Genomic DNA, 18,370 nt, shown 5'->3' on the forward strand with positions numbered 1-18,370 from the left:
GCCACGTCGGCGACGTCGTCGTCCTGGAAGCAGTACAGCACCAGGCCGGTCATGCAATCCTTCACCGGCGTGTCCGGGCCTTTGCTTTCCGACAGGGCGCGGATCACCAGGTCCCGGTCGGTGGTGATGCCCACCAGGCGGTCGTGCTCCGCGATCGGCAGCACGCCCACATGGAGGTCGCGCATCATTTTGGCGGCGTCTTCCACGCTGGCATCGGTATTCAGGGTGCGGGGGGATTCGCTCATTACGTCCTGTACATTCATAGCCATAACTCCTTCTATTGCGACTGCTTTGCTGCAAATGCCTTTCGGCCGGCACCGCGAATCCTTGCCGGCGCCGGAACCCAGCATCACAAACGGCGCCGCCGGTGGGCAAATCCCTATGAGAACGATTGCTGATAATCACCCCTTGGTCAGGCCGGGGGCTGATAAGGGGACGGATTCACCGGCACTGGGCCTCGCCGCCCGGCTGCGGTATTGTTGGCGCCTTCGCCCGGCTTCCGGCGGCTCCAGGCCGTGGGTGCCCTTGTGCCGGGCGGCGAGGCCCAGTCCGGCCGATCAGTACCTTATAAATGAGCGGCATGACCAGCGCCTGACTATCAGCAATCGTTCTCAACGTAACTTGCCTCACGCGGTCACAGTTTGTGACGCTGCATACAGGCGCCGGCAAGGATTAGCGGCGCCCGCTCAAAAGGCATTTGCAGCTAAGCAGTCGCAATAGAAGGAGTTATGGATATGAAAGTACAGGACGTCATGAGCGAATCCCCCCGCACCCTGAACACCGATGCCAGCGTGGCGGACGCCGCCAGAATGATGCGCGACCTCCATGTGGGCGTGCTGCCGATCGCGGAACACGACCGCCTGGTGGGCATCACCACCGACCGGGATCTGGTGATCCGCGCTCTCTCGGAAAGCAAAGGCCCGGACACACCGGTGAAGGATTGCATGACCGGTCTGGTGCTGTACTGCTTCCAGGACGACGACGTCGCCGACGTGGCCGCCAACATGCAGGAGCAGCAGGTTCAGCGTTTAATGGTGCTGGACGACCGGGACAGCAAAAGCCTGGTGGGCGTGATCTCGCTGTCCGACATCGCCAGCAAGGGCAAGCACGACGAACGCATCCAGTCCGCGGTGTCCTCCTGCAGCACCCAGTACCAGCGCGTGGCCTGACCACGCCGACACCTCCTCGACACAGGCCGGGCCCTTGCCCGGCTTTTTTGTGCCTGGCCACTTTGGGAGCGGGCCCGCTCCTACAAGAGCGTGGCGTAGCCGGCGCGGAAGTCGGGGTAGCGCAGCGCGTAGCCGCCGTCGGCGATAAAGCGGCTGTAGACGCGCTTGCCGGTGGGCGTGGCCTCCGGCACGGACAACGTCAGGCCCTGCTGCTGCGCCAGCCACTGGTACACGTCCAGGTTGCTGGCCGGGCTGTTGTCGGTGCCCACCACCAGCGGCGGCACCGTCTCGCCGGACAGCCAGCGCCCCACCAGATTGCCCAGCAGGCCGACGCAGTCGTCGCGGTGGATGCGGTTGCTCCATTTCGCTTCCGGCAGCGGCTCTTCGCCGCCCGCCATGCGCGCCACCTTGGTGAGCAGGCGGTTGCGGCCGGGGCCGTAAATGCCGCTGAACCGTACCACCGTGGTCAGGCCACGGGTGCTGATCTCCTGCTCGGCGGCCAGCACCACCTTGCCGTTATAGCGGGTCGGCGCCGGCGGTGTGGTCTCGTCCACGTCGCCTTCCAGGTCACCGAACACGGCGCTGCTGGAGACGAACAGAATCGGCGGCAGGGGCTGCTGTTCGGCCAGCGCGTCGAGCAGATTGAGCGGCGCGCGCACATAGGCTTTCAGGTACCCTTCCTCGGAGTACTCACTGGGGGTCATGATGATCACCAGCAGGTCGACCCGGTCCGGCGGCAGCAGGTGGGCGCCGTCGAGCAGGTCCTGGCTGTACAGGTCCACGCCGCTGGGGGCGTCGCTGCCCCGGCGTATGCCGCTGACGCGGTGGCCGGCGGCCAGCAGGTTTTCCGCCAAGCCGCGGCCCAGGTCGCCGAGACCGGCAATTAGAATATGGCTCATAGTCTTTGAGTCCGGCACAATGGCCTATCATCGAAAAAAGTTTTTACGCTTATGACACTAACAGAACTACGCTATCTGGTCGCACTGGCCCGGGAACGTCATTTCGGCCACGCCGCCCAGGTCTGCAACGTCAGCCAGCCGACGCTGAGCGCGGCGATCAAAAAGCTGGAAGAGCAGCTCGGCATGCCATTGTTCGAGCGGCGTCCCCGGGAGGTGGTGGTCACCCCCCAGGCGGAGCCGATCATCGCCCAGGCCCAGCGAGTGCTGGAGCAGGCCGACCTGCTCGAGCAGATGGCCATGAGCCAGCGCGATCAGCTGGGCTCGCCGCTGCGGGTGGGCGCCATCTTCACCGTGGCGCCGTACCTGTTCCCCACCATGATACCGCGGGTGCGGGCGGAAGCGCCGGACATGCCGCTGTTCATCGAAGAAAACTACACCCATGTGCTACGTGGCAAGCTCGACCGTGGCGAGCTGGACGCCATCATCGTGGCGCTGCCGTTCTCCGGCGGCGGCCTGGTGCGCGCGCAGATGTACGAGGAGTCCTTCTCGGTGCTGCTGCCCGGCGACCACCCCTGGACCAAGCAGAAGCAGATCCAACCGGAACAGATGCTCGACGAGACCCTGCTGCTGCTCGGCGAAGGCCACTGCTTCCGCGACCAGGTGCTGGAGCTGTGCCCGGCGATCGATTCCGAGCGCCAGCGCAACCTGGTGCAGATCGAAGGCGGCTCGCTGGAAACCCTGCGCCACATGGTCGCCTCCGGTCTCGGCATCACCGTGTTGCCCAACTCCGCGCTCTACCAGCACGGCTACGACAAGAGCACCTTCGCGGTGCGCCCGTTCGCGGCGCCGGTGCCGTCACGCACCATTGCCCTGGTGTGGCGCGACAGCTTCCCGCGCCCCAAGGCCATCGAAGTGCTGCGCCACGCGGTGCCCCGCGAGGGCCTCGCCGCCTGATATGAGCCCGCCCGCCGTCCTGGAGACGATCGACATTACCCGTCTTAAGGGTGTCGGCCCCCGGGCGGCGGAACGGCTGGCCCGGCTCGGGCTGGCGACCCTGGAAGATGTGCTCTTCCATCTGCCGTTCCGCTACGAAGACCGCACCCGCATCACCCCCATCGGCAGCCTGCGCCCGGAACAAGGCGTGGTGATCGAAGGCGAGGTGATGGCCGCCGACGTGGTGTTCGGCAAACGCCGCTCGCTGCTATGCAAGGTGGCCGACGGCACCGGCCTGGTGGCGCTGCGCTTTTATCACTTCAGCGCGGCGCAGAAGAACGCGCTGGAAAAAGGCCGCCGCATCCGCGTCTACGGCGAGCCCCGCCCCGGCGCCGCCGGCCTGGAGTTCTACCATCCGGAATACCAGTCCGGCCCGGATATCCCACCACTGGAAAAAGCCCTGACGCCGGTCTACCCGACCACCGAAGGGGTCAGCCAGAAGCTGCTGCGCAATCTCGCCGCCCAGGGCCTGCAGTGGCTACAGACCCATGCGCCGGAAGAGCTGATCCCCCGGCAACTGCTGGATCAGAGCGGCCTGCCCGGCCTGGCCCAGGCCCTCACCAAGCTGCATCACCCGCAACCGGACGACCCGGTGGACCTGCTGCTGGACGGCAATCACCCGGCGGTGAAGCGCCTGGTGATGGAAGAGATGGTCGCCCATCAGTTGGGCATGCTGGCCAAACGGGCCGGCCAGAAGGCGCTGTCGGCGCCGGTGCTGAGCGGCGAGGCCCTCACCGGCAAGCTGCTCCAGGCGCTGCCGTTCCAGCTCACCGGCGCCCAGCAGAGAGTGATCGGGGAGATCCGCGCCGACCTGGCCCGCCAGCACCCGATGCTGCGCCTGATCCAGGGGGACGTGGGCTCCGGCAAAACCCTGGTGGCCGCCGCCGCCGCCCTGGTGGCGATCGAATCCGGCTACCAGGTGGCGTTGATGGCGCCCACGGAACTGCTCGCCGAGCAGCACCTGGCCAATTTCCGCCACTGGCTGGCGCCGCTGGGCATCGATGTGCACTGGCTGGCCGGCAGCGTCGGCGCCAAGGCGCGCCGGGAGACCCTGGCGGCCCTGGCCGAAGGCCACGGCGCCCTGGTGGTGGGGACCCACGCCCTGTTCCAGGACGCGGTGGTGTTCCAGCGCCTGGGGCTGATCATCATCGACGAGCAGCACCGTTTCGGCGTGCAGCAGCGGCTGGCACTGCGCGAAAAAGGCCGCTTCGGCAATCAGGTGCCGCACCAGCTCACCCTCACCGCCACGCCGATTCCGCGCACCCTGGCGATGAGCGTGTACGGTGACCTGGACACCTCGGTGATCGACGAAATGCCGCCCGGCCGCAAGCCGATCCAGACCCTGGCGCTGCCCACCTCGCGCCGCGACGACGTGGTGGCGCGCATCCGCGCCGCCTGCCAGGAGGGCACCCAGGCCTATTGGGTGTGCACCCTGATCGAGGAATCCGACGAGCTGCAGGCCCAGGCCGCTGAAGCCACCTTCGAAACCCTGCAGGAGGCGCTGCCCGAACTCACCGTGGAACTGGTGCACGGGCGCATGAAGGCCAAGGAAAAAGCAGAGCGGATGGCCCGTTTTTCCAGCGGTGAAGCGCAGCTGCTGGTGGCGACCACCGTGATCGAGGTGGGCGTGGACGTGCCCAACGCCACCCTGATGGTGATGGAAAACGCGGAACGGCTGGGGCTGGCGCAGCTGCACCAGCTGCGCGGGCGCGTGGGACGGGGCGGCGAGCAGAGCTACTGCCTGCTGCTCTACCAGACGCCGTTGTCGTTCACCGCCAAGAAGCGCCTGGCGGTGATGCGCGACACCAGCGACGGTTTCGTGATCGCCGAGGAAGACCTGAAATTACGCGGCCCCGGCGAGTGGCTCGGCACCCGCCAGACCGGCGACCTGGCGTTCCGCATCGCCGACCTGGTACGCGACGAGGCGCTCATGGCGCCGGCCCGGGAAGTGGCGGCGGCATTGCTCAAGCAGTACCCCGACCGTGTCGAACGCTTGCTGCGCCGCTGGCTTCGCGGCGGTGAACATTTCGCCGATGTCTGACTTGTGGGAGCGGGCCGGGCCCGCTCGCACAAGGGGTTAGCCGGTTATTCGGTGTCGGGGCTGGGTGCGGTCAGGTCGCGCCAGGCCTGCTTGGTGGACTGCCAGGCGCTACCGAAGCGGCGCTTGGCTTCTTCCCAGTTGTCGTCACTGGCGGCCTGCAGTTCCTGATATTCAGCCTGCAGTTCCTCGCGCTCGTCCTTCAACTCGCTGAGGGTTTCCTGCTTTTCCAGGCGCGCTTCCTGGGACAGGTTCTGCCAGCCCCGATCGATCTCTTTCTGGGCTTCGTCGATTTCCTCATCCAGGTTGGCCAGAGCCCGGCGGGCCATCTCCACCGCTTCGTTCTTCTGCTCCACGGAGAAGTTCTTGAAGGCCTCCCAGGTGTCACGCATCTGCGCGGAGACGTTTTCCTGATCCGGCTGCTTGATGTTGGGCGTTCCCTCGGTGGTGCTCTGTGCCCAGCTGGTGGCGGTGGTGACCATCATCAGGGTCGCCGCCAGAAGCAATGACTGTCGCATCGTTATTCGCTCCATGATTTTTTCAGTTACCCGTGTACATGGAGGCAGTATTGCCGCTGGCAAGGCAGAGCGGGGAAAAATTGTGCAAAACAGGGCGTCAGCTCTGAAAACCGGGCGTCAGCGCTGCCGGAAGCGGTCCGGGCTGACGCCGTACCAGCGCTTGAACGCCTTGCTGAAATTGCTGGCGTCGGAGAACCCCAGCTGATCGGCCACCTCCGCCACCGAGCGCTCGCTGCTGCGCAGCAGGGCGGCGGCCCGCTCGGCACTGTGCTCCTCGATAAGACGGCGGTAGCCGCTGCCGGCTTCGGCCAGATGACGGCGCAGCGAGCGCTCACTCAGGTTCACCGCCGCCGCCAGCTCGCCCAGGGTGGGCGGCCCGCCGGGGCGCACCCGCAGCAGGCCGCGCAGGGTCTGGACCAGCGGCGGCGAGCGGTCGAGCTCCGCCAGCGCCTGCTCGGCCAGTTGCTGGTGCTGCCGGGAGAGGCCGTCGTCGCCCAGGGGCAGGGGCGTGTGCAGCCGCGCCCGGTCGTGCCAGACCACGTCGGCGTCGGCGCCGAACACCACCTGTCGGCACAGCCTGGCCTGCCAGGGGCGCGGATCCGCCGGCTCGGAACGGCGCAGCGCCACTTCGGTGACCGCGCCGGCCGGCGCCACCCGGAGCAGGTGCTGGACATGGGCGGCGATAAAGGCGTCCAGGGCGCAGGGGTGCACCGGCGTGCCGTCCAGCGGCCGGATCGCCAGGCCCTCGGCGCCGGGCCGGTGCACCCGGGACACCGTGACGCTGTTGGACACCAGCGCCTGAAAGCGCACCGCGAAGTCGATCACGTGGTCCAGGCTGGGGGCGGTCTGCACCAGCAGGCCGAGTATCCGCAGGTGCATGGGCTGCGCCGCCAGGCCCACGTACAGACCGATGGCCGGGTCACCGCTGAGCCGTTCCGCGGCGGCCCACAGCCGGCCCATCGCCGCCACGGTCACCCGGCCACCGGGGTTGGCGGCCAGCCAGGCGCGCTCCAGGCCCGCTTCACGCAGCGCCAGGTCGCCGTCCAGGCCCCGGCGCGCCAGGGTGTCGAGCACGGCCAGCGGCCAGGCGGCCACGGTGGTGGCGGTGAACGGCGCCATGGTCAGTGGCCACCAGCCGGTGGCCGCTTGCCACCTTGGTGGCCCGGCCCGGCGGCGCTAGCCTGCCAGGCACTCTCAGAATAAGGACAAGATTCCATGCGATACCCGGTTCTGCTTTTTGTTATGGCGGTCGGCGCGGCCGCCCTGGCCGCCTGCGGCGACAGCTCCGCCCCCGAACCTCGGGCCACCCCGGCCCCCGACGCGCTGCGCGAACACAGCAAGCTGTTCGAGAAAGAGGTGGTGGAAGTCACCGACGGCGTTCACGTGGCGGTGGGCTTCGGCCTCGCCAATTCCATTATGCTGGAAGGCGACGACGGCATCATTATCGTCGACACCATGGAAACGGTGGCGGAAGGGGAAGCGGTGCTGGCCGCCTTCCGCGAGATCACCGACAAGCCGATCGCGGCGATCATCTACACCCACAACCACGCCGACCATGTGTTCGGCGCGCGGGCCTTCGCCGCCCCCGGCGAGGTGCCGGTGTACGCCCACCAGAGCACCGGCTATTACATCAACCGGGTGGTGAATCAGATCCGGCCGATCATCACCACGCGCTCCATGCGCATGTTCGGCCACCATCTGCCCGAGGGCGAGCGCATCAACGACGGCATCGGCCCCCATCTGGGCGTCAGCGAAGAGAGCACGCTGTTCGCCCTGCCGCCGGACCACACCGTGGATGAGCGCCTGGAAACCACCATCGCCGGCATCAAGCTGGAACTGGTGCACGCCCCCGGCGAGACCGAGGACCAGTTGTTCGTATGGCTGCCGGAGAAGAAGGTGGTGCTCAGCGGCGACAACATCTATCAGACCTTCCCCAACCTCTACACCATCCGCGGCACCTATTACCGGGACGTGCAGAAGTGGGCCGCCAGCCTGGACAAGATCCGCGCCCTGGACGCCGAGTTCCTGGTGCCCAGCCACACCCGTCCGCTGAGCGGCCGCGAGCGCATCCACGACACCCTCACCGATTACCGCGACGCGATCCAGTACGTGCACGACCAGACCCTGCGCCACATGAACAAGGGCCTGACCCCCGATCAGATCGTCGAGCGCGTGCAGCTGCCGCCGCATCTGGCGGAAAGCCCCTGGCTGCAGGAGTTCTACGGCAAGGTGAGCTGGTCGGTGCGCTCGGTGTTCGACGGCTACCTGGGCTGGTTCGACGGTAACCCCAGCACCCTGCAGCCGCTGCCCGGCGAGCAGCAGGCGCGCCACATGGCCGAGCTGGCCGGCGGCGAGCAGGCCCTGGCGGACAAGGCCCGCGCCGCCCTGGAGCAGGGCGACGCCCAGTGGGCGCTCAGCCTCAGCGACCACCTGCGCGCGCTGCGCCCGGACGATGACGCGGTCAATCAGCTGCGCGCCGAAGCCCTGCGCCGACTGGGCGAGGTGGAAGCCAACCCCAACGCCCGCAACTACTACTTCACCGCCGCCCGGGAAGAAGCGGACGGTCTGAACCCCGGCTTCCGCACCGAGCCACCGGAAGGCTTTCTCGACACCCTGCCGATCGACAACTTCCTGGCCGCCATGCCGGCCTTCCTGAAGGCGGAAGACACCCTCGATGTGCACGAGAAGCTCGGCTTCCAGTTCGCCGACAGCGACCGCCGCTTCACCCTGGAAATCCGCCGGGGCGTGGCCCAGGTGCGCCCGGGCCTGGCGGAAGACACCGTGGCGGTACTGCACACCCGCGAACCGGTCTGGAAGGCGATCGCCGCCGGCAACCGCAGCGCGGTGACCGCCCTGGCCGGCGACGACCTGGATATCGACGGCGACAAGATCGCCGCCCTGCGCCTGCTGGGCTATTTCGAAAAAGTGGACTGAAAACGGTTTCGGCACGGCTTCCCGGGTTGCCCGGTAACGGGCAATCAGGGCATGCTCGGTGGCTGTCCCCGACGGACCCGCCACTCACTCAGGAAGCTGTCATGCCGGAACGCCGCTGCAACGTATTATCCCCCTGGTTACGAGCCGGCGCGCTGGCCGCGCTGCTGGCCCTGAGCGCCTGTGACAACGGCCCGGAGCAACCCGACGGCGAGAAGCGGCCGGCTCCGGCCGATAACGGCGCCGCGCAGCAGAGCAAGCCGCCGGCAACGGCGGCGCCCGAGGGCAAGCTGGAAACCCGCCAGGAAACCCTGCGCCGCCGCGCCGATAACTGCAGCGGCGACGACTGCGCCAAAGTGGCCGTGGATCTGGAGCTCTACGAAGGCCACCCGGAGCTGAACCAGGCGGTGCGCCGCCGCATGATCCGGCAGCTGGGCGGTAACGGCGAGGACCAGGGGGCCCCGCCGAAAACCCTGGAAGAGGCCGCCGACCGCTTTCTCACCACCGCCGCCGGGATTCCCGGCGACGGTGCCCGGGGCTGGGAGCTCAGCGGTGACAGCCGCCAGCTGGGCCGCTGGAAGGACCTGCTGACGGTGGCCATCGACAGCTACGAATTCACCGGCGGCGCCCATGGCCTGCCGGTGACACGCTGGCTGAACTGGGATCTGACCGCGCACCGCCCGGTGTCCCTGGGGCAGGTGATTAACCCGGGCCAGGAAGACGCCTTCGAAGCGGCCGCGCGCCGCGCCCACGAACGCTGGCTGGAAAAGGAAGTGGATTCCGACGAGGACTTCCGCCAGGCCTGGCCGTTCCAGGAGAGCAGTGACTTCCGGCTCACCCGCAAGGGCCTGGTGCTGCATTACGACGTCTATTCCATCGCCCCCTATGTGATGGGCCAGCCCACCCTGACGCTGCCGTGGAAAGACCTGGAAGGGGTGATCCGCGAAGAATACCGGCCGGACGGCGGCCAGTAGCCCTCAGCCCTGATCGCGGGATTCCCGGCACAGTTGCAGCCAGCGCTCCACCCCCGGGCTGCGGTACTTTTGCCGGTGCAGCACGAAATAGAACTCGCGGCTGAAATCCCGGTGCGGCACCGCCAGGGGCACCAGCGACCCGCGCCGGAAGGCCTCGCGCAGTGACACCCGCGACAGGCAACTGATGCCCAGGCCGGTTTCCACCGCCCGCTTGATCGCCTCGGTGTGCTCCAGCTCCAGCAGCAGGTTAAGATCCGGCAGGATGCCGTGCATGCCGCGCTCGAACGTCTGCCGCGTGCCGGAGCCGGACTCGCGGACGATCCAGGTGGCGGCTTTCAAATCATGGTCGTCCAGGCGCGGCTTGCCGGCCAGGGGGTGGTCCGGGGCGCAGAACACCACCAGCTCGTCCTCACGCCAGGGCAGCAGCTCCAGGTCGCGGTGGTTCATTTCCCCCTCGATCAGCCCCAGATCCAGATCGAACCCCAGCACCCGGTCGACGATGGCGCGGGTGTTGGCCACCTCCAGTTGCACCCGGGCGCCGGGCTGTTCGGCCATATAACGGGCCATAATACTCACCGCCAGGTAGTTGCCGATGGTCAGGGTCGCCCCCACATTAAGTTGCCCCAGCTCCTGATGGGCCAGCAGCCCGGCCTCCAGATCACGGGCCTGGCCCAGCAGGGCCTCGGCCCGGGGCCACAGCTGGCGGCCCAGCTCGTTGAGACGCAGGCGCTTGCCGGCGCGCTCGAACAGCTTGATCTCGAACTGCGACTCAAGCTCCTTGAGCGCCCCGGAGGCGGCGGACTGGGACATGCTGAGGTGATCCGCGGCGCGGCTGACGTTTTCGAAGTGGGCGGTGGCGAGGAACACCTCGAGCTGGCGGAGGGTGTAGCGCATAGCGGTCTCATCGGTATAATCGATATCAAATATCGGGATAACCCATTTTACCGATATCTCCCGGGTGATTATATTCTCACCAACTGGATATTTCGGAATAAAAGCGTATTAGCATATGTCAAATTTGAATACTGAAACCGTCACCAGCGTTCGCCACTGGAATGAAACCCTGTTCAGTTTCACCACCAGTCGCGATCCCGGCTTCCGCTTCAAGAACGGTCATTTCACCATGATCGGCCTGGAGCAGGATGGCGGCCGTCCGCTGCTGCGCGCTTATTCCATCGCCAGCGCCAACTATGAGGAAGAGCTGGAGTTCTTCAGCATCAAGGTGCCGGACGGCCCGCTCACCTCGCGGCTGCAGAAAATTCAGCCCGGCGACAAGATCTATGTGAGCCGCAAGCCCACCGGCACCCTGGTGGCGGACCATCTGCTGCCCGGCAAACGCCTGTGGCTGCTGTCCACTGGCACCGGCCTGGCGCCGTTCCTGAGCATCATCAAGGATCCGGAGATCTACGAGCAGTTTGATCAGGTGATCCTCACCCACGGGGTGCGCTACACCTCGGAGCTGGCTTACCGCGACGTGATCGAGAACGAGCTGCCGGACAACGAATTCTTCGGCGATATTATCCGCAACCAGTTGCTCTATTATCCGACAGTGACCCGCGAGCCGTACCGCAACAAGGGCCGGCTCACCGATCTGATGACCAGCGGCAAGCTGTTCGACGATCTGGAGCTGCCCAAGCCCAATCTGGAAGAAGACCGTTTCATGCTGTGCGGCAGCCCCGCCATGCTGAAGGACTTCACCAACATTCTGGATGACTGGGGCTTCCGCGAATCCCGTGGCGGTCACATGCACGAGTACGTGATCGAGCGCGCCTTCGTCGAGAAATAACCGGACGCGGCGCGCCGGCCTTGAGAGCGGCCCGACAATAAAAAACCCGGCCTTCGCCGGGTTTTTTATTGCCTCGGGTTATCAGCAAAACGGGCTCACGCCTTGGCGCGTTCAGCGTCACGCAGTGCTTTTATCTTGTCGTGGTTTTCCTTCACACCCAGGTACTGCTTTTCCACCACGGCACGCACCGTCTCCGGCAGCTCTTCATCGAGCGCCTTCTGGTAGTTGTGCTTGGCCACATCCTCACCGCGTTCGCATTCGTTGAGCACGGTTTCGTCGGTGCGGTCCATCAGCTTCGCTTTCAGATCCACCCAGCGGCGGTGCAGCGTGCCGGCCACGCTGGTGCTGTCTTCCGGATCGCCGCCCTGGGCGCGCACCAGTTCTTGCAGCTCCTGGGCCGCCGTGGCGCAGCTCTGGGCGCGGTCTCTGCAAATCTGTTGCAGTTCGGGTTTTTCCATTTGTTCGGCGCAAGTGCGAAAACCTTCTTCGCCGTCCCGGCAGGTTTCAATCAAGGCGTTAAGTACTTTGGTTACCTTATCGTCGGACATGAGAGAACTCCTTTCTCATCGGTTTCGCTCACCATGAGAATCACGGTGGGAAAATCATAGTGCGCCCTGCGGGGCGGACTTGCCGACCCCCAATCACACCGCTTTACCTTCTTTTGCATCGGGTGGGAATCGGCCGCCGCGGAACTGTGACCGCCGGCCGGGACAATCGCCGCCGACAACGCTAACGTGGCCGCCTTTGATTATCAGGGGGCCGCATGCCGCAATATCTGAGCACCATCATCAACCTTCTGCCCGTTGTTATACCGGCCATTGTCGGCCTGGTGCTGGGCATCGTCTTCAGAAGCCGGGCGCGCAAAGCGTCCCTGCTGGTGATACTCGCCAGCGTGGTGTTACTGCTTCAGGCCGTGTTCCAGGTGGTGACCAATCATTTTCTGGTGCCGCTCAGCGGCAACGGGCTACTGTCCTGGGAAGCCTATTCGATGATTGTGTCGGCGGGTTATTTCGTGTTCGGCGCGACCACTCTGGGGCTGCTGCTGGCCGCCGCTTTCGTTGAGCGCGAACCCTACCGGCCGGCGGTGCCGGCCGCCGAAGGGACACGGACCGGAGAAGCGGTGCAGCCGCATCGCGGCACCCTGGTACTGACGCTGGGCCTGATCAGCATGCTGCTGTTCTCGCCGCTGGGGGTGGTCGCCTGGGTATTGGGGGTGCTGGAGCTGAAAGCCATGGACCGGGGCGAGCGTGACCCCGGCGGGCGGGGCACCGCCATCGCGGGCATGATTTTCGGCATCATCGCCACCGTGATGATGGTGGTGTTCCTGGTCGCCGCCGCGGTGTTCGTCTACGCCTACTTGAGCTCACCGGGCTGGCGTTACTGATACCTAACGCCGGGGCTTTAGCGTCACCGTCTGCTCATTGGCGTCGGTGGCGTCCGCCGCCGCGGGTGGCTGGTCCAGGTCGCGGACCAGCCCGCAGGCGACACACTCCATCCAGGTACTGTCGTCGTCACTGCAGCGCTGGATACGGTCCATGGCGCCGCAGCCGGGGCAGGTCGCCCCGGCGATGAACTGACGTTTAACCATAATCGCTAACCTTCGATGCCGCTGTGGCGAAGCAACGGCTCGACACTGGGTTCGCGGCCGCGGAAATCCACGAACAGTTCCATCGGCTCGCGGCTGCCGCCACGGGCGAGGATCTTGTCGCGGAAATCGCGACCGGTGGTTTCGTTGAACGGGCCTTCCTCCTCGAAGCGGGCATAGGCGTCACAGGAGAGCACTTCTGCCCACTTGTAGCTGTAGTAACCGGCCGCGTAGCCGCCGGCGAAGATGTGCCCGAAACCGTTCTGGAAGCGGTTGAAGGCCGGCGGCTTGATCACCGACACCTGCTCGCGCACTTCATCCAGCACCTGCTGGATATTCAGGCCTTCGCGGTATTCCGCGTGCAGGCGCATGTCGAACAGCGAGAATTCCAGTTGGCGCATCATGCCCATGGCGCTTTGGAAGTTCTTGGCGGCGAGCATCTTGTCCAGGGTTTCCCGGGGCAGCGGTTCGCCGGTTTCGTAGTGGCCGGAAATCAGCGCCAGGCCCTCTTCGGTCCAGCACCAGTTTTCCAGGAACTGGCTGGGCAGCTCCACCGCGTCCCAGGCCACGCCGTTAATACCGGAGATGCCGGCCACTTCCTGCTCGGTGAGCATGTGGTGCAGCCCATGGCCGAACTCGTGGAACAGGGTGACCACTTCGTCGTGGGTGAGCAGGCCGGGCTTGCCGCCGGCCGGCGGCGCGAAGTTGCAGGTCAGGTAGGCGACCGGGGTCTGCAGTTCGCCGTCCAGACGGCGGCGGCGCACCCGGGCGTCGTCCATCCAGGCCCCGCCGCGCTTGCCGTTGCGCGCGTACATGTCGAGGTAGAACGCGGCGCGCACGCTGCCGTCGTCGTCCACCAGTTCAAAGAAGCGTACGTCCGGGTGCCAGGTGTCCACGTCGTCACGCTGGCGGAAACGAATGCCGAACAGCTTGCCGACCACCTGGAACATGCCGTCGATCACTTTCTCCGCCGGGAACCAGGGGCGCAGCGCTTCGTCGGAAAGGTCGTAGCGGGCCTCGCGCAGACGCTCACTCCAGTAGCCCAGGTCCCAGGGCTGCAGGTCGTCGGCGCCCTGCTCGGCGGCGAACGCCTTCAAGGCCGCCACTTCCCGTTCCGCCTGGGGTTTGGCGCGGCGGGCCAGGTCGTCGAGGAAGCCGATCACTTCCTCCACGTCGCGGGCCATCTTGGTGGCCAGGGATTTATCCGCGTAGTTGGCGAAACCGAGCAGGTTGGCCTGCTCGTGGCGCAGCTTGAGGATCTCGTCCATCACCGCGCCGTTGTCGTATTCACCGGCCTGCGGGCCCTGGTCGGAGGCGCGGGTGGTGAAGGCCCGGTACATCTCTTCGCGCAGGGCGCGGTTCTCGGCGTGGCTCATCACCGCGAAGAACACCGGGAAGTCGAGGGTCAGCAGCCAGCCCTGTTCCAGGCCCTCGGCGCGGGCGCGGTCGGCGGTGCCGGCCAGGGCGGTGTCCGGCAGCCCGGCCAGTTCCGCTTCATCGGTGACGTGTTTTTTCCAGGCCTGGGTGGCGTCCAGCAAGTTGTTCTCGAAGCGGGTGGTCAGCTCAGACAGCCGCTTGGCGTTCTCCATGTACTGCGCCTTCTGCGCTTCCGGCAGGGCCACGCCGGAGAGGCGGAAATCGCGCAGTGTGTTGTCGATGTCTTTCTGCTGGGCCGGTGTCAGGGTGTTGAATTCGTCGCTGTCGCGCAGCGCCTGGTAGGCGGCGAACAGCTCGCTGTTCTGGCCCACTTCGGTGCTGTACTCGCTGATCAGCGGCAGGCAGGCGTTGTACGCTTCGCGCAGCGCTTCGTCCTGGGCCACGGCGTTAAGGTGCCCCACCGGGCCGAAGGCCTTTTCCAGGCGCTCGTCTTCCTCGGCCAGGGTCAATTCCAGAGCCCGGTAGCTGAAGTCACCGTCGGCCAGCACTTGGCGGATGCGCTCGCGGCCCGCTTCCACCAACTGTTCCACCGCCGGTTTCACGTGCTCCGGGCGGATTTCGGAGAAGGGCGGCAGGTCCGGGTAATCAATCAGCGGGTTGTGACTCATGGTGCCTCTCGTTATAACGGGTCTGATTCGTCTTGATGAATAGGTGTCAGATGGGGATTCGAAGCTTCCAGAACAAGGTGCCAAGCCAGGGTGAACGGGTTTTCATCGACCCGGCCTCCACCGTGATCGGCGAGGTGGCCCTGGGCGACGACAGCTCCGTATGGCCCGGCGCCGTGGTGCGTGGCGACATGCATCGCATCGTTATCGGCGCGCGTACCAGTGTGCAGGATAACGCCGTGCTGCACATCACCCACGACTCCGCCTTCAACCCCGGCGGCTTCCCGCTGACCCTGGGCGACGACGTCACCGTGGGCCATCAGGCGATGCTGCACGGCTGCACCATCGGCGACCGGGTGATGATCGGCATGCAGACCATGATCATGGACGGCGCCGTGGTGGAAAGTGACGTGATGCTGGCCGCCGGCAGCCTGGTGAGCCCGGGCAAACGGCTGGCCTCCGGCTGGCTGTACCGGGGCCGGCCGGCGCGGCCGGTGCGCGAACTGACCGCCAAGGAAATCGAGTTCCTGCCCTATGTGGCGGGCAACTATGTGAAGCTGAAGGACCAGTACCTGGACGACGCCTAAGGCGGCTTAGATGGCCCACATAAAGGACATATTGCCGAAGCTCAGCGGGTCATCTTTGTCACGCACCGGCGAGGAGGAGGTCTGTAAAGTCATGGTGAAGCTGAATTTACCGGAGCGAACCCCGAAGCCGGTGATCACCGCGCCGACGGCGTCGCGGGCCTCGATGTTGTAGCGGCCCCCGTTCTCTTCCAGGTAGGAATAGCCCACGTACTGACCGCTTAAACCGAAGAACACTTCCCAGCCGAATCCCGGATTATCAAACAGGCCCACCAGCGAGCCGGCGGTGCCGAGGCCGGCGTAATCGGGAATAAAATTACCGGGCAGGTTACGGCCGAAGCGGATAAAGCCACCGACCTGGGCGCCACTCTCGAAGTTGTTGGCGTCGATGCCCCAGGCGGCGCCCAGTTCGGTCTGGTAGCCGGCATCGTTGGTGCTGCGGAACAGGCGGTGCGCGTGCAGGAAATACACGCCGCCGATGGCGTCTTGACCGAGCTGGTCGTCCCAGCCCTGGGGCTCGTTGGCGCCGACCACCTTATGCACGAACTTCTGCGATTGCTCGGCACCGGAATCCGGGCCGACGATGCCGGCACGCACGCCGTAGCCGAACAGGTTCTTCTTGTCCCAGCTGAACAGGCCCACCTCCAGGTTGGAATAGCCTACATAGGGGTAGTCGTTGTAATCCGGTGTGGTACGTGTGATATCGGACGGGGTGATCATGATCTGCTGAAGACTGACGGTAAGTGCGTGCCGCTCATCGGAGGCCGACACCCCCGGCAGCGGGTCCAGCGCCCGGGCCACGCCACAGGTCAGGCCGCCGTTGGCTTGGCAATCCGACTGACCGTCACCGACCCAGCTGAACCGGACGCCGTTGGTGTAGTTTTTGTCCTGGCCCAGGAAAGCGTCGTTATCCCAGGAAAAACCGAAGGTGTTGGCCTGAACCAGACCACAGACAAGACTCGCGGCAAGCAATACCACCAAGCGTGGCAAAAACATGAGTTTTCCTCAGCGCATAAAAGACAAAAAGGCCAGCCCAGGCAGGGGCGGCAATTGGCGAATATTTCAGCGGATTTCGGCCAGCGCCGCCAGCCGCAACGCGACAAAGTTTGTAAAATGACGCGTGGGGTCGCTCAAGCGCCGCGCAGCCCGGCCAGCACCGGCGCGGTATCCGGGCGCCAGCCGCGCCACACCTGGAAGGCTTCCGCCGCCTGCTCCACCAGCATGCCCAGGCCGTCGCACACCGCCGCCGCCTCAAGGCGCTCCGCCCAGCGCATGAACGGCGTGGGCTCGGCGCCGTACACCATGTCGTAGGCCACCGACCCCGGCGCCACCAGCTTCGGATCGAGCGCCGGCATGTCGCCGTGCAGCCCGGCGGAGATCGCATTGATCAGCACGTCGAACGGTTGTTGCAGCTGATCCAGGGCGGCGGCGTGCATGGGCACGCCCTGGCCGGCGAAGCGCTCCACCAGCGCTTCCGCGCGCTCCAGGGTGCGGTTGGCGATTACCACCTCCGCCGGGCCCTGGGCCAGCAGCGGGCCGAGCACGCCGCGTACCGCGCCGCCGGCGCCGAGCACCAGCACCCGCCGGTGCGCCAGGGCCCAGCCCTGGTTGCCGCGCAGGTCGGCCACCAGGCCGGCGCCGTCGGTGTTGTCGCCGTGCAGGGCGCCGTCCACCCGCCACAGGGTGTTCACGGCGCCGGCCTGGCGGGCCCGCTCGGTGAGCCGGTCGCACAGATCGAAGGCCTGCTCCTTGAACGGCACGGTGACGTTGACGCCGCGCCCGCCGGCGTCGAAGAACGCGCTCACCGCCGCCGGGAAACCGTCCACCGGCGCTTCGATGCGCTCGTAGACCAGGTCCGCGCCGCGCTGGGCTGCAAAGGCGTGGTGGATGTCCGGCGAACGGCTGTGGCTCACCGGATTGCCGAATACCGCGTAACGGTCGCTCATAGCCACTCCCGGTGGATCAGGAATTTCTCATGCAGCTCGGCTTCCGGCGAATCGGGCTCCGGCTGCCAGTCGTAGTCCCAGCGCACCAGGGGTGGCAGCGACATCAGGATCGACTCGGTGCGGCCACCGGACTGCAGGCCGAACAGGGTGCCCCGGTCGTAGACCAGGTTGAATTCCACATAGCGGCCACGGCGATAGAGCTGGAAGTCGCGCTCACGCTGGCCGTAGGGCAGTGCCTTGCGGCGCGCCATGATCGGCCGGTAGGCGCTGATAAAGCCGTCGCCGATGCTGCGCATCAGCGCGAAGCTGCGCTCGAAGTCGAGGCGGTTGAAGTCATCGAAGAACAGCCCGCCCACGCCGCGCGGCTCGTCGCGGTGCTTGATATAGAAGTAGTCGTCGCACCAACGCTTGAACTCCGGGTAGAGTTCGTCGCCGAACGGCGCGCAGGCGTCCCGGGCGGCCCGGTGCCAGGCCACCGCGTCTTCCTCGAAGCCGTAAAAGGGGGTCAGGTCGAAGCCGCCGCCGAACCACCACACCGGGGCTTCGCCTTCTTTTTCCGCGACGAAGAAGCGCACATTGGCGTGACTGGTGGGCACATAGGGGTTGTGCGGGTGGATCACCAGCGACACGCCCATGGCCTGGAACGAACGCCCGGCCAGCTCCGGCCGGTGGGCGGTGGCGGAGGGCGGCATCCGCTCGCCGAACACATGGGAGAAATTAACCCCGCCTTTTTCGATCACCGCGCCTTCGGTGAGCACGCGGCTGCGGCCACCGCCGCCTTCCGCCCGGTCCCAGGCGTCTTCCTGGAAGCGGCCCTGGCCGTCCTCGCTCTCCAGTTCCGCGCAGATGCGGTCCTGCAGATCGAGCAGATAGTCCTTCACCGCCTGGGGGGATACGTCATTCAT

The 18,370-nt window shown here is 66.1% G+C and carries 19 protein-coding genes; 8 read left to right on the forward strand and 11 right to left on the reverse strand.

From position 1 onward, the window contains the following. Nucleotides 1–245 (reverse strand): CBS domain-containing protein (locus ACEQZD_RS10130; protein ID WP_372530076.1); only part of this gene is annotated, 245 nt, incomplete at its 3' end. A gap of 489 nt (nt 246–734) precedes the next feature. Here ACEQZD_RS10130 and ACEQZD_RS10135 point away from each other — a divergent pair. Next, nucleotides 735–1,169, forward strand: a complete 435-nt coding sequence (locus ACEQZD_RS10135) for a CBS domain-containing protein (RefSeq protein ID WP_370185257.1) — start codon at nt 735–737, stop codon at nt 1,167–1,169. Nucleotides 1,170–1,249: 80 nt separating this feature from the next. Here ACEQZD_RS10135 and ACEQZD_RS10140 read toward each other — a convergent pair whose 3' ends face one another. Next, entirely contained in the window at nt 1,250–2,068 is an 819-nt protein-coding gene (locus ACEQZD_RS10140) for an NAD-dependent epimerase/dehydratase family protein (RefSeq protein ID WP_335628318.1), read from the reverse strand. Nucleotides 2,069–2,119: 51 nt separating this feature from the next. On the opposite strand from ACEQZD_RS10140, the gene ACEQZD_RS10145 reads away from it, so the two are divergent. Both ACEQZD_RS10145 and recG read left to right on the forward strand, forming a co-directional pair. Continuing rightward, entirely contained in the window at nt 2,120–3,022 is a 903-nt protein-coding gene (locus tag ACEQZD_RS10145) for a hydrogen peroxide-inducible genes activator (protein ID WP_142947856.1), read from the forward strand. A 1-nt stretch (nt 3,023) separates the two neighbouring features. Then, nucleotides 3,024–5,102 (forward strand): ATP-dependent DNA helicase RecG, encoded by a 2,079-nt coding sequence (gene recG / locus ACEQZD_RS10150; RefSeq protein WP_370185260.1) that lies wholly within the window; start codon nt 3,024–3,026, stop codon nt 5,100–5,102. A 44-nt stretch (nt 5,103–5,146) separates the two neighbouring features. On the opposite strand, the gene ACEQZD_RS10155 is transcribed toward recG, so the two are convergent. After that, entirely contained in the window at nt 5,147–5,617 is a 471-nt protein-coding gene (locus tag ACEQZD_RS10155; protein ID WP_335628316.1) for a hypothetical protein, read from the reverse strand. A 117-nt stretch (nt 5,618–5,734) separates the two neighbouring features. Continuing rightward, complete coding sequence (locus ACEQZD_RS10160) at nt 5,735–6,736, reverse strand: AraC family transcriptional regulator ligand-binding domain-containing protein (RefSeq protein WP_335628315.1); 1,002 nt, start codon at nt 6,734–6,736, stop codon at nt 5,735–5,737. A 96-nt stretch (nt 6,737–6,832) separates the two neighbouring features. Between ACEQZD_RS10160 and ACEQZD_RS10165 the strand changes: the two genes are divergently transcribed. Next, a complete protein-coding gene (locus ACEQZD_RS10165; RefSeq protein ID WP_370185262.1) occupies nt 6,833–8,551 on the forward strand; it encodes an alkyl sulfatase dimerization domain-containing protein in 1,719 nt (572 codons plus the stop codon). A gap of 101 nt (nt 8,552–8,652) precedes the next feature. Then, the gene (locus ACEQZD_RS10170; protein WP_370185264.1) at nt 8,653–9,522 is read left to right on the forward strand and encodes a DUF3298 domain-containing protein; all 870 of its coding nucleotides are present in this window, start codon (nt 8,653–8,655) and stop codon (nt 9,520–9,522) included. 3 nt (nt 9,523–9,525) lie between these two features. On the opposite strand, the gene ACEQZD_RS10175 is transcribed toward ACEQZD_RS10170, so the two are convergent. Then, complete coding sequence (locus ACEQZD_RS10175) at nt 9,526–10,416, reverse strand: LysR family transcriptional regulator (RefSeq protein WP_142947862.1); 891 nt, start codon at nt 10,414–10,416, stop codon at nt 9,526–9,528. 115 nt (nt 10,417–10,531) lie between these two features. Between ACEQZD_RS10175 and ACEQZD_RS10180 the strand changes: the two genes are divergently transcribed. Further along, entirely contained in the window at nt 10,532–11,308 is a 777-nt protein-coding gene (locus ACEQZD_RS10180) for a ferredoxin--NADP reductase (protein WP_142947863.1), read from the forward strand. Nucleotides 11,309–11,403: 95 nt separating this feature from the next. Here the strand turns inward: ACEQZD_RS10180 and ACEQZD_RS10185 are convergent, their stop codons facing one another. Continuing rightward, on the reverse strand, nt 11,404–11,856 hold the full coding sequence (locus tag ACEQZD_RS10185; RefSeq protein WP_194856188.1) for a PA2169 family four-helix-bundle protein: 453 nt from the start codon (nt 11,854–11,856) through the stop codon (nt 11,404–11,406). Nucleotides 11,857–12,071: 215 nt separating this feature from the next. Here ACEQZD_RS10185 and ACEQZD_RS10190 point away from each other — a divergent pair, with 215 nt between their 5' ends. Then, entirely contained in the window at nt 12,072–12,692 is a 621-nt protein-coding gene (locus ACEQZD_RS10190; RefSeq protein WP_335628311.1) for a DUF4190 domain-containing protein, read from the forward strand. 3 nt (nt 12,693–12,695) lie between these two features. Here the strand turns inward: ACEQZD_RS10190 and ACEQZD_RS10195 are convergent, their stop codons facing one another. Beyond that, nucleotides 12,696–12,896, reverse strand: coding sequence for a YheV family putative metal-binding protein (locus ACEQZD_RS10195; protein WP_142947866.1), 201 nt, complete (start codon nt 12,894–12,896; stop codon nt 12,696–12,698). A gap of 5 nt (nt 12,897–12,901) precedes the next feature. After that, a complete protein-coding gene (gene prlC / locus ACEQZD_RS10200) occupies nt 12,902–14,938 on the reverse strand; it encodes an oligopeptidase A (protein ID WP_370185267.1) in 2,037 nt (678 codons plus the stop codon). Between the two features lie 50 nt (nt 14,939–14,988). Here prlC and ACEQZD_RS10205 point away from each other — a divergent pair, with 50 nt between their 5' ends. Continuing rightward, nucleotides 14,989–15,522: a gamma carbonic anhydrase family protein gene (locus ACEQZD_RS10205; RefSeq protein WP_370185269.1), complete on the forward strand. Its 534-nt coding sequence runs from the start codon at nt 14,989–14,991 to the stop codon at nt 15,520–15,522. Nucleotides 15,523–15,528: 6 nt separating this feature from the next. On the opposite strand, the gene ACEQZD_RS10210 is transcribed toward ACEQZD_RS10205, so the two are convergent. The 3 genes from ACEQZD_RS10210 to hemF all read right to left on the reverse strand — a co-directional run bounded on the left by ACEQZD_RS10210 (nt 15,529) and on the right by hemF (nt 18,370). Then, entirely contained in the window at nt 15,529–16,515 is a 987-nt protein-coding gene (locus ACEQZD_RS10210; RefSeq protein WP_370185271.1) for a lipid A deacylase LpxR family protein, read from the reverse strand. A 134-nt stretch (nt 16,516–16,649) separates the two neighbouring features. Then, entirely contained in the window at nt 16,650–17,465 is an 816-nt protein-coding gene (gene aroE / locus ACEQZD_RS10215) for a shikimate dehydrogenase (protein ID WP_142947870.1), read from the reverse strand. After that, the gene (gene hemF / locus ACEQZD_RS10220) at nt 17,462–18,370 is read right to left on the reverse strand and encodes an oxygen-dependent coproporphyrinogen oxidase (protein WP_335628308.1); all 909 of its coding nucleotides are present in this window, start codon (nt 18,368–18,370) and stop codon (nt 17,462–17,464) included. The genes aroE and hemF overlap by 4 nt, the downstream gene beginning before the upstream one ends.

This window comes from Alloalcanivorax sp., assembly GCF_964221125.1.
Lineage (GTDB): Bacteria > Pseudomonadota > Gammaproteobacteria > Pseudomonadales > Alcanivoracaceae > Alloalcanivorax > Alloalcanivorax venustensis.